Below are 11,262 nucleotides of genomic sequence, written 5' to 3' on the forward strand. Positions count from 1 at the left end.
GAAAAGCGTCCTTGGGCCAAAAGGAGCGACCGTCATTCTTCTCCCCGTCCCCGAAGCCCAGGCCCGATTGCTCGCTTTGGCTAGCGAACGTCCCGTCGTCGAACTGCCCTTGCGCGAAGCCGCCGGACGCTGGGTCGCGCGTGACGTGACCGCCCGGCGAACCCAGCCCGCGCAGGACCTGTCGGCGATGGATGGCTATGCGATCCGCTTTCAGGATATGCCGGGGCCGTGGACCGTCATTGGCGAAAGCGCGGCGGGGCGGCCCTTTCCCGGTTCGGTCGAGCCCGGACAGGCCACGCGCATCTTTACCGGTGCGGCGCTTCCGGAAGGGACCGACACCGTCCTAATCCAGGAGGAAGCGGCGCGCGATGGCGCGGTTCTGACGCTGGCAGGCGAAGGCCCCCCCCATCAGGGCCGCAATGTCCGGCGGCGCGGGCTGGACTTTTCCGAAGGTGCGACACTGATCGCTGCTGGGCAGCGACTGACCCCGGCGCGCATCGCGGTGGCCGCGACTGGCGGTCACGCCGTCCTGCCCGTCCGACCGGCCGTTCGCGTCGCGATCGCCGCAACTGGCGACGAACTGGTCCCGCCCGGTAGCACCGATCCTGCTGCCCTACCCGAATCGAACGGCGTCATGCTGGCGGCGATGCTGGCCGATCTGCCGGTCGAGATCATCGATCTGGGCATCCTGCCCGATGATCTGGGCAAGCTCCGCGACGCCTTTGCCTCGGTCGAGGCCGACCTGCTCGTCACTACCGGCGGCGCCTCGGTCGGGGATCATGATCTCGTCCAGCCCGCGCTCAAGGCGGCCGGGGGCAGCGTCGATTTCTGGCGCATCGCGCTTCGCCCCGGCAAGCCGATGATGGCGGGACGGCTCGGCGAGACGGTGGTGCTCAGCCTGCCGGGCAATCCCGTCTCGGCCTTCGTCACCGCAACGCTGTTCGTGCGCCCCCTGATCGCGCATCTGGCAGGTGCGGCCGAGCCACTGCCCAGGCCCATCCCCGCCATACTGGGCGAGGATTTGCCCGCCAATGGCCCGCGCATCGACTATCTGCGCGCGGCGATGATCGACGGGCGGGTTCATGCGGCGGCCATCCAGGACAGCTCGATGCTGCTGACTTTGGCGCGTTCGACCTGCCTTATCATCCGCCCGCCACACGCTCCCCCCGCCGCGACAGGCGACTCGGCGGAAATCCTGATGCTCGCTTGACGCAAGCCAAAACGTTCCATATAAGTTCCACGTCTGTTCTGGACGGAGGATCGCGATGCTCACCGCAAAGCAGCATGAGCTTGTCTGCTTCATCAACGACCGTTTGAAGGAAACCGGCGTCTCGCCCTCCTTCGAAGAGATGAAGGAGGCGCTGGACCTCAAGTCCAAGTCGGGCGTCCACCGCCTGATCTCCGCGCTGGAGGAACGCCACTTCATCCGCCGCCTGCCCAACCGCGCCCGCGCGCTGGAGGTGTTGCGGATGCCCGACCGGCCCGAGAAGCCTGCTGTGGCAGAACCCGCATCAGGCAATGTCCACACGCCCTCCGCACGTCCGGCGATTGAACCGGCCAATGACGTGGTCGAAATCCCGCTCCACGGCCGGATTGCCGCCGGTGTGCCGATCGAGGCGTTCGAAGGCAGCTCGATGCTTGCCGTCCCCGCCGCTCTGCTGGGTTCGGGCGAACATTATGCGCTCGAGGTGTCGGGCGATTCGATGGTCGAGGCAGGTATTCTTGACGGCGATTATGCGCTGATCCGCCGGACCGATGTGGCGCGCGACGGGCAGATCGTCGTCGCGCTGATCGACGATAGCGAGGCCACGCTAAAATATTTCCGGCGCGAAGGTTCGATGGTCCGCCTCGACCCCGCCAACCGGGCCTATGATCCGCAGCGTTACGCGCCCGCGCAGGTACGGGTGCAGGGCAAGCTCTCAGGCATTTTGCGCCGTTACGAGTGAGGGCAACCCGGCATCGATCCGCCATGGTGAGCCGAGCGAAGCAATCCCGGACGTTCTGATCCGCTTCTTAATTGCTTCGCTTCGTTCGCGATGACGTTTTGGATGCCGCCAGATGCATCCGCTTGTGAATGGCGAGGCTCATAGGCCTTTTGCGGGTTCCATGATCGACCATGGATGACGATCACCCGGCTGGCGCACCGTCCGCACCTCGGGCGGGTCGAGCCGGATCGAGACGCCACCCGTTCGCTTCAGAACGATAGTGTCCAGCTTCAACCAGCGCGGTCGACATGCACCCGGCAGACGACGATCGGCGATCATGATGTCCACCCGCCCGCAAAGCGCGATCAACGCCTTCCACGGAACCGGATAGCCACTACGCGTCGCCGCGATCCGCCAGGATCGTCCACCGCGCCGCAGTTCGATCACGCACATGTCCCGCCCGCACCGCGCCGCAGGCTGATCGGCAAGCGCCAACGGCTCGGCATCGGTGCCACCAAGTTCGGACAGAGTGGTGCGCATATAGTCCCCCGCCCGGTCGCGAAGCAGCGCCATGCCCTGGCCCACCGCGATCCCGGCATGGCGACCGTCCCCGGTAACGATCAGGTCGGGCGCCCGCGCTACGATCATCATCGACACGCCCGCGACCAGCGCAGGCATTCCGAGCCATCGCCACCGGGTCCGCCAAAGCGCGATCCAAAGCCCTCCCGCAACGGCCAGCCCGAACGCCCATCCCGGCGCGACCGGCAGGGCGATCACCGATCCCGGCATGGTCGAGACGGCATGGGCGAGTTTCAGCAGCAAACCCAACGCCTGTTCCAGCAGCCACCAGAACGGGCCGCCCAGCCCCAGAGGCTCGAACAATAGCGCGATCATCTCCAGCGGCATGGCGACGAAGGTCGTCCACGGAATGGCGACGATATTGGCCAAGGCGCCATAAAGCCCCGCCTTGTGGAAGTGATAGACCGCGATCGGCATCAGCGCCGCCTCGACCACCAGCCCGGTCAGCAACAACGCGCCCAGATGCCGCAAGGCCGCCCAGCGCCAGTCGGGATGCGGCCCCAGCCAGCGGTGGATGGCGGGGCTTTCGTGAAGCGCGACGATCGCCGTGATCGCGGCGAAGGAGAGTTGAAAGCTGGCGCCCACCAGCGCCTCAGGCCGGAAGATCAGCACGATCAGCGCCCCCGCCGCGACCAGCCGCAAGGTCATCGCCTCGCGCCCCATCGCCAGTGCCGCCAGAACGAGCATGGCCGCCACGCACGACCGTATCGTGGGGACCTCCGCCCCGGTCAGCCAGGTGTATCCGACCGCCGCGACCGCACCCGCCGCTGCGCCCAGCAAGGGCAGTCGCACCCGCAACGCCAGCCAGGGCCAAAGCGCCAGCAGCCGGATCGTCAGCACCATTACGATCCCGACGACGGCCGTTATGTGAAGTCCGCTGACCGACAAAAGATGCGCCAGCCCCGCGCGGCGCATCGCCTCCGCATCATCTTGCGCGATCGCGCCGACATCCCCGGTCGCCAGCGCCGCGGCGATCCCGCCTGCGCTGCCCGGAACCTGGGCGGTGATCCGCTGCGACAGGCGTTGGCGCAATCCGGGGCCTTGGTTGGCCGGGTGCAGCATCCGCACCGGCGCGGAGCCGCGTCCCGTGGCGCCGATCCCTTGAAACCAGGCCGCGCGCGCGAAATCATAGCCCCCCGGAGCGACCGGCCCGGCGGGCGGCATCAGTCTCGCCCGCAACCGGACCCGCGCGCCCGGCCCTAGCCCGACAGGCGCATCCTCCTGTGCCAGCGATACCCGGATACGCGGCGGCAGGCTCAAACGCCGCCCGCGCCCGTCCCGCGCCTCGATCGGACACAACATCGACCGGACGATTTGCCGTGCGGCAAGCGGCTCCGCCCTCTCCACCTCGGCGACCATGTCCGCCATGACCGGCCGCGCTAGAACGGGTGCCCGCACCGACTCGGCGCGCGCCCAGGCCAGCAGCATGCCCGCCACGACGAGCATCGCCGCCACCCCAGCGGCGCGCATCACCCGCCCGCCATCGCTCAGCGTCGCCGCCGCCAGCCCAACGCCCCCGGCCGCCAGCACCGCCGCGCCCCAGGCCCGTGGATCGGGCAACGCGAACCATGCCGCTATCCCCGCCCCCAGCATGACCGGCGTCCACAACGGAATCTGGTTCCGCTCGGCCTCCGCCCATTGCTCGGCCCGGCAAAGGCGCGGCATTTGGCGGCGCGGACGCATGGTGCTAGGGGCTGCGGCGGCTGACTGGGCCATCGGATCTTATGCTGGGAGTATGCGCGGTTGAGCGCAACACATGATATCGCCACCGGATCGACCATGAGCGGAGTCGTGACCCGTTTCGCGCCCTCGCCGACCGGATTCCTTCACATCGGCGGCGCGCGCACCGCGCTGTTCAACTGGCTGTTCGCCAAGGCGAATGGCGGCAAGTTCCTGCTGCGCATCGAGGATACCGATCGCGCCCGCTCGACCCAACCCGCGATCGACGCGATCCTGGACGGCATGCGCTGGCTGGGCCTGGACTGGGACGGCGACGCCGTGTTCCAGTTCGCCCGTGCCGACCGCCATGCCGATGTCGCCCGCGAGATGATGGAGCGGGGCCATGCCTATCGCTGCTACATGACGCAGGAAGAGATTGCTGCGCAGCGTGAAGCCGCACAGGCCGCCAAGCAGCCGCTGCGCATCCGCTCGCCCTGGCGCGAGGCCGATCCCGCCACCGCGCCGGAGGGACAGCCCTTCGTCGTCCGTCTGCGCGCGCCGCGGGAGGGGGCGGTGACGATCGAGGACCGCGTGCAGGGCAGCGTCACCGTGCAGAATGCCGAGCTGGACGATCTGGTCCTGCTCCGTTCGGACGGCACGCCGACCTATATGCTGGCGGTCGTGGTCGACGATCACGATATGGGCGTGACCCATGTGATTCGCGGCGACGATCACCTCAACAACGCCTTCCGCCAATTGCCGATCTACAAGGCGATGGGCTGGGCCGAGCCGATCTATGCGCATATTCCGCTGATCCACGGGTCGGACGGCGCCAAGCTGTCCAAGCGCCACGGCGCGGTCGGGATCGAGGCCTATCGCGACGAGATGGGCATCCTGCCCGAAGCGCTCGACAATTACCTCCTCCGCCTGGGCTGGGGCCACGGCGATGCCGAGATTATCGCTCGCGAGGATGCGGTGAGGTGGTTCGATCTCGCCGCGGTCGGCAAGGCACCGTCGCGTTTCGACCTGAAGAAGCTCGAAAACCTCAACGGTCATTACATCCGCGAGGCCGACGACGCGCGTCTGGCCGAACTGACCGCCAAGCGGATGGGTGTCGAGGACGTCGCGCTGCTGACTGCCGCCATGCCCGCGCTGAAGCCGCGCGCGGCCAATTTGAACGAATTGGCCGATGGCGCGCGCTTCCTTTTCGCGACCCGTCCGTTGAGCCTGGACGACGCCGCCACCGGCCTGCTCGACGATAAGGCACGGGGCATTCTCTTTTCCGTTCACACCGCGCTTGACGCGGTGCACAACTGGGATACGGAGCTTTTGGAAGACGCGGTACGCAAGGTGGCCGAAGCCGAGAGCGTGAAGCTCGGTCAGGTCGCCCAGCCGCTCCGCGCTGCCTTGACCGGACGCAAGACGTCCCCGGGAATTTTCGACGTGCTCGTTTTGCTGGGCCGCGAGGAAAGCTTGGGGCGGATCGCGGACCAGATGACCGCAGATAGGAAGGATCACTGAGTATGAGCGACACCGCGAAATTCGAAATCGGCGGCAAGGGCTTTGACTATCCGGTCATGTCCGGCTCGATCGGCCCGGACGTGGTCGACATCCGCAAGCTCTATGCCCAGACGGGTGCCTTCACCTATGATCCCGGCTTCACCTCGACCGCGTCGTGCCGGTCGGAGCTGACCTATATCGACGGCGACGAAGGCGTTCTGCTCCACCGCGGCTATCCGATCGGCGAGCTGGCCGAGAATAGCAGCTTCATGGAGGTCGCCTACCTCCTGCTGAACGGCGAACTGCCCAACCAGGGCGAGCTGTCGGAATTCACCACCACTATCACGCGTCACACGATGGTGCATGAGCAGCTGGCGGCGTTCTTCCGTGGCTTCCGCCGCGATGCACACCCAATGGCGATCATGTGCGGCGTCGTCGGTGCGCTGTCGGCCTTCTACCACGATTCGACCGACATCCATGATCCGGTGCAGCGCACCATCGCGTCGCACCGCCTGATCGCCAAGATCCCGACGATCGCGGCGATGGCGTATAAGTACAGCGTGGGCCAGCCCTTCCTGTACCCGGACAACTCGCTGTCCTACACCGGCAACTTCCTGCGCATGACCTTCGGCGTTCCGGCCGAGCCGTATGAGGTGAACCCGGCCGTCGAAAAGGCGATGGACCGCATCTTCATCCTGCACGCCGATCACGAGCAGAACGCGTCGACCTCGACCGTGCGTCTGGCGGGTTCGTCGGGTGCGAACCCGTTCGCGTGCATCGCGGCGGGCATCGCCTGCCTCTGGGGTCCGGCGCATGGCGGCGCGAACGAAGCCGCGCTCAACATGCTGCGCGAGATCGGCACCCCCGAGCGCATCCCCGAGTTCATCGCGCGCGCCAAGGACAAGAACGACCCGTTCCGCCTGATGGGCTTCGGTCACCGCGTCTACAAGAACTACGACCCGCGCGCGACCGTGATGCAGAAGACCGTGCGCGAAGTGTTCGACGCGCTGAAGGTCAATGATCCGCTGTTCGAGACGGCGCTCCGCCTCGAAGAGATCGCGCTGAACGACGAATATTTCGTCGAGAAGAAGCTGTTCCCGAACGTCGACTTCTATTCGGGCGTCATCCTGTCAGCGATCGGCTTCCCGACCGAGATGTTCACCGTGCTGTTCGCCCTCGCCCGCACCGTCGGCTGGGTCGCGCAGTGGAACGAGATGATCACCGATCCCGACCAGAAGATCGGCCGCCCGCGTCAGCTCTACACCGGCCCGACGCAGCGTTCCTACGTTCCGGTCGAGAAGCGCTAAGCCATGAACCGGGTCCGACCGATCCTGATCGCCATCGGCGTCATGCTGGCGCTGACGGGGGGATTATGGATCGGTCAGGGCCTGGGGTATATCCATTGGCCCGAACAGAGCTTCATGCTCGGTCAGGGCGAATGGGCCGATCGCGGCGCCTTTGTCGCGATCGCCGGACTGGCGCTGATCCTGGTCGCGCGGCGGCTGCCCCGGCGGCGCTGAGCGTATCACCCGGGCGACAAAGAAAAGGCTCCCTCGGGAGCCTTTTTTGTTAGCGGGAGCGCAGGCGGAAGTGGAAGGAAGCGCCCTCGCCGGGCACGCTTTCGACATACAGGTCGCCGCCCATCGCGCGCGCCAGACGCCGGGCGATATAGAGGCCCAGACCATTGCCGCCCGGCTCGCTGGGGTCGACCCGTTCGAACTTCTCGAAGATGCGGGTCTGGTCCTCGGGCGCGATGCCCTTGCCGTGATCGATGACGCTGACCAGCGCCCATTCCCCGTCGCGCTCCGCCGTCACCGTCACTCCGCCGCCGCGCGGGGAATAGCGGATCGCATTGCCGATCAGGTTGATGAGGATCTGGAGGCAGCGACCGAAATCGCCGATCGCGGGCATTCCCTCGTCCAGGCTGGGACGGCGGATCGTCACGCCGGCAGCATCCGCGCGAACCCCCAGCAACCCGGCGGCACGGCGGGCGACATCGGCCAGGTCGATCGGCGTGGCGGCCAGCCGGAAATCGGGCTGTTCGATCGCCTGCAACTCGACCAGATTGTCGACCAGCCCGATCAGATGCCGCCCGGCATGGGCGATGTCATTGGCATATTCGGCATATTCCGCCGCGATCGGCCCGTCGCTGCGCGCCGCGATGCTGTCGGCATTGGCGACGATCCGGGCCAGCGGCGTACGCAGCGCACGGTCCAGCCCGGCGGTGAAGCTCTCGGTCAGCGGCGGTCCGCCAGGATGAAGCGCAAGGTCTTCATCCCCCTCGCCCGGTTCGTCGATCAGATAGGTCGCGCCGACCAGCCCCGCGATACCCCCCGTACCGTCATGACGGATCGCCGCCGAAAGCCGCACCGGCGCATCGGTCGGCCGCAGGCGGGCACCCCGCCCGTCCAGCGGCGCGGCGCCTTCGAGCAGCGGCGTTCCCGTGTCGAAGGCGAACAGGGCATTGAGCGGCCGCCCGAGCATCGCCAGCGAATCGAAACCATGACGTAGCCCCGCCCCCGGTGAGACGAAGGTCAGGCGCAGCGCCGCATCGGTCTCCCAACGAAAATCCGCGCCGGTCGCGGCGTGATCGGGCGGGGTGGCGACGGGCTTCCAAGCGCTGCGGTCGCGCCAGCCGCTGACGCTCAGGCGGATCTGCCCGGTTTCGGGGCGCGCTTGCACCCACAATTCCAGATCGCCTTCGTCATCGGCGACCACGACCTGCCGCGACACCGCGATGCCCAAGCGCCGCGCCAGCCGCGCGATCCGGGCGATTGGTGCGACGGCGATGCAGTCGCTGACCCCGCCCCCGGCGCGCATGTGAAGCAACTCGATGGGCGGATCGGCCGACAGGATGTGATCGCCCGCATCCAGAATCGCGCGTGCGACCATCGATTCGCCGGGGCTATCCATCGAGGTCATCGACGGTCCGTCCCATCCAGCCGCTCGATCGCCGCACGAAACGGCGTGGGCAGCGTCAGAGATGCGATAGCCCGGCGCGCCTCTGTCGCGGGAATGGCCATGATCGCGTCCAGCGCCTCGGCAAAGTCGTCGACATCGCGCCGCCCATCCGCCTCGCACAGCGACAAGCCGATGCGCGCGATCGTCGGTCGCTCCTGCTCCAGCGCCCGCAACGCCAGCCACAGCCGGTCGCCTTCCGGCTCCAGCACGATCTCGCGCACCATGTCATGCTCCAGGCCGAGCGCATGGGTCAGCAGCGCCACGAACAGGCCCAGCTGCCGGTCGGACAGGCTTTCCAGCAACAGATCGGGCAGTTCGCCCGGTCGCGCATCGATCGCGGCCGCAAGCCGCATCGTCGCCGCACCCGGCCGGTCGGCGTCATCCCGCACCGCCAGCATCCGCTCGACCGCCTGGCACAGCGCCCGGTCCCAGGCCGGATCGTCACCCTCCCGCAGCGCCGCCGCCACGGTCCAGGTCAGCCGATCGTACAGTCGCGTCGGCAGGCCCACAGTCTCCTCCGCCTCACGCGCTTGGCCCTCCGCCACCAGCACGGCGCGGGCGGCAGCGGCCACGATACGGTCGGGGGCTTCGGTCAACCGGACCAGCAGGCTAGGCGCATCGCCCGCCATGGATTCGATCGGCAACGCGCGGGCGATCAGGTGCAGTCGAACCTGCGCGACCAGTTCGTCGACCAGCTCCGGCTCGGCCAAAGCGTCCGCGCGGTAGAGCCGTCGCACGACCTGATCGGGCCTGATGCTCCGGGCATCCTGCGGCATCGCACGCTCCGCCTGTTGCAGCAGGTCGCGCGCAATCGTCTCGACCAGCAGGTGCAGTCGCGTCGTAACCTCGAAACGTACCTGATCGGTCAGCCGCGATTCGGCATCCAGCCTCAGGTCCAGAACCGCGCCACGCCGCCGCTCCGCCGCACGTGCGCGCGCCGCGCTCACGCGGTCGGATAGCCGCGTGGCTTGCCATTCGGAGGCATGATCTGGGCACGGTTCGGCCGCCATGCGGCAGCGCTAATCCCTTTGGTGTTAAAGCGACACTAAACTTGAGCGCGCAATGTCTCGATTGCGGACGCCAAAGTGACGATCGCATAAACGCTTGCGAGCGCCAGACCCCAGGGGACGATGCCGAGGAGCGCGGTTGGGAAGAGCACTAGAAGATAAGCGGGTGGGCTGGCCCACCAGCGCCGCCGGAAGCGATACAGCCCGGCGCGCTCGGCCAAAATACCCAGAATAATCAGCATCAACGCCAGGACCGGCGCAATATCCTCACCCGAGACCCGAAAGTCCTGCCAGCCCAGCGCCGCCACCGTCAGACCGGCCAGCGCGGCGATCGCCGCCGACCCGGCACGCGCCGCGCCCTGCTCGTCGCGCAACCCCGCCAGCGTCTCGCCCAGCCCCAGCCCCAGCGTCCCCGCAATGGCGATCAACAGGCCAAAGGCGGGCAGCCCGAACAGGATCAACACCAGGCCGAGCAACCCCAATCCGGCCCCCACGCCGCCCGCGACATGCGCCGGGACCGAGCGTTCGACCAAACGCGGCAAAGCAAGTCGCGCGAGCGGTGCAAGAATGTAGCGATCGAACCAGCTGCGCCGCCCCGATACCAGTCGCGCGACCACCGCCCGCCCGCGCGCATCCAGCGCCTCGGCCCGGTGGACGATGCCGTGCCCGGCCTTTTCCGCATCGGCGGGCAACAGAATATGCGTCGCCCGCGCCTGTGCCGCCAGCCGCAACAGGGTCGATTGCAGATCGTAATCGCGGGGAAGCGCCGCCACCTCGGCGACCCGGCGCGGATCGAGCCGCGCGACGCCCGCCCAGGCCATCTGGCCACCGACCCGCTCCAGCCCGGCTTCGGCCTCCGCCTCGGGCAACACGATCAGCGCGTCATGCCCGGTATCGCGCAGGACCAGCGCGATCGTGTCCTCGGTGGTGATGAGGCCATCGGCCAGGACCAGCAGCCGCGACAGGGGATGGAGCTTTTCCGATGCTTCCACCGCGCTGCGCACCGTGTCGACCACCACGCCGCGCTGCGCGATGCGAGCGATCGCGCCGAGCAGTTCCGGGGTCAGCCGAGCGACCACGATGATGATCTGCGCCGCCCCCGCCGCGATCAGCAGCCGCGCCTGATATTCGATCAGGGTGACGCCCGCGAAAGGCAGGGTGGCCGTCAGCCGACCGGGGCGGTCGTCGGCGTCGTCAATCGCAAAGAGAAGACCGGAGAGCATCGCGTGCTGTTAGGCGCTAGTCGCGCGCCATGCCAGCCCCGTCCCTGCGCGTTTAAAGACGCGCGACCTGATCCCCGATCCGGTCGAGCAGCTGGGGGTCCGGAGCATCGCGCTCGGCCGCCTGCGCCGCCAGGGTCATCAGCGGCAGCGCGTTGACGCTGGCCGCCAGCCCCTTCAGCCGCAGCGCCGCCTCGCGCCATTCGCGGGCGTCTCCGGCCATGTGCATGGCCTCCATCGCGCGGGTCACGCCCTCGACAAAGGCACGGCGAAGATCCTGAATAACGGCCGGTTCATCACCGGCTACCGCCGCCAGGGTAGAATCGATCGTTCCGTGCTCATAGGTCATTGCCGTCGCTTAAACCCGACCATGGCTGCACGGAATAGCGCAATTCGCTTTCTGCCGTCGGC

Annotated in this window: 10 protein-coding genes; 5 read left to right on the forward strand and 5 right to left on the reverse strand. The window is 67.7% G+C overall.

Annotation, left to right across the window (positions count from 1 at the left end; translation table 11 throughout):
• The first annotated feature begins 76 nt into the window (after positions 1-76).
• Both KV697_RS04035 and lexA read left to right on the forward strand, forming a co-directional pair.
• Positions 77-1,210: a molybdopterin molybdotransferase MoeA gene (locus KV697_RS04035; RefSeq protein ID WP_257575594.1), complete on the forward strand. Its 1,134-nt coding sequence runs from the start codon at positions 77-79 to the stop codon at positions 1,208-1,210.
• Between the two features lie 55 nt (positions 1,211-1,265).
• On the forward strand, positions 1,266-1,946 hold the full coding sequence (gene lexA / locus KV697_RS04040; protein ID WP_219020206.1) for a transcriptional repressor LexA: 681 nt from the start codon (positions 1,266-1,268) through the stop codon (positions 1,944-1,946).
• 138 nt (positions 1,947-2,084) lie between these two features.
• On the opposite strand, the gene KV697_RS04045 is transcribed toward lexA, so the two are convergent.
• Positions 2,085-4,187 carry a ComEC/Rec2 family competence protein gene (locus KV697_RS04045; RefSeq protein ID WP_257575595.1) on the reverse strand — a complete coding sequence of 701 codons (2,103 nt, stop codon included), beginning with the start codon at positions 4,185-4,187 and terminating at the stop codon, positions 2,085-2,087.
• Positions 4,188-4,283: 96 nt separating this feature from the next.
• On the opposite strand from KV697_RS04045, the gene gltX reads away from it, so the two are divergent.
• The 3 genes from gltX to KV697_RS04060 are packed head-to-tail and all read left to right on the forward strand — an operon-like array spanning position 4,284 to position 7,183.
• Positions 4,284-5,684 carry a glutamate--tRNA ligase gene (gltX, locus tag KV697_RS04050; RefSeq protein ID WP_219020207.1) on the forward strand — a complete coding sequence of 467 codons (1,401 nt, stop codon included), beginning with the start codon at positions 4,284-4,286 and terminating at the stop codon, positions 5,682-5,684.
• Between the two features lie 2 nt (positions 5,685-5,686).
• Positions 5,687-6,970, forward strand: a complete 1,284-nt coding sequence (locus KV697_RS04055; protein ID WP_042483143.1) for a citrate synthase — start codon at positions 5,687-5,689, stop codon at positions 6,968-6,970.
• Between the two features lie 3 nt (positions 6,971-6,973).
• On the forward strand, positions 6,974-7,183 hold the full coding sequence (locus tag KV697_RS04060; RefSeq protein ID WP_056438051.1) for a hypothetical protein: 210 nt from the start codon (positions 6,974-6,976) through the stop codon (positions 7,181-7,183).
• Between the two features lie 49 nt (positions 7,184-7,232).
• On the opposite strand, the gene KV697_RS04065 is transcribed toward KV697_RS04060, so the two are convergent.
• Genes KV697_RS04065 through KV697_RS04080 form a run of 4 tightly spaced genes read right to left on the reverse strand, consistent with a single transcriptional unit; the run spans position 7,233 to position 11,200 of the window.
• On the reverse strand, positions 7,233-8,576 hold the full coding sequence (locus KV697_RS04065; protein WP_257575596.1) for a sensor histidine kinase: 1,344 nt from the start codon (positions 8,574-8,576) through the stop codon (positions 7,233-7,235).
• 5 nt (positions 8,577-8,581) lie between these two features.
• On the reverse strand, positions 8,582-9,634 hold the full coding sequence (locus KV697_RS04070) for a hypothetical protein (RefSeq protein ID WP_219020208.1): 1,053 nt from the start codon (positions 9,632-9,634) through the stop codon (positions 8,582-8,584).
• Positions 9,635-9,669: 35 nt separating this feature from the next.
• Entirely contained in the window at positions 9,670-10,854 is a 1,185-nt protein-coding gene (locus KV697_RS04075) for a hypothetical protein (protein ID WP_219020209.1), read from the reverse strand.
• Between the two features lie 52 nt (positions 10,855-10,906).
• On the reverse strand, positions 10,907-11,200 hold the full coding sequence (locus tag KV697_RS04080) for an Hpt domain-containing protein (RefSeq protein ID WP_219020210.1): 294 nt from the start codon (positions 11,198-11,200) through the stop codon (positions 10,907-10,909).
• Positions 11,201-11,262 lie beyond the last annotated feature (62 nt).

It is taken from the genome of Sphingomonas sanguinis, assembly GCF_019297835.1.
GTDB lineage: Bacteria > Pseudomonadota > Alphaproteobacteria > Sphingomonadales > Sphingomonadaceae > Sphingomonas > Sphingomonas sanguinis_D.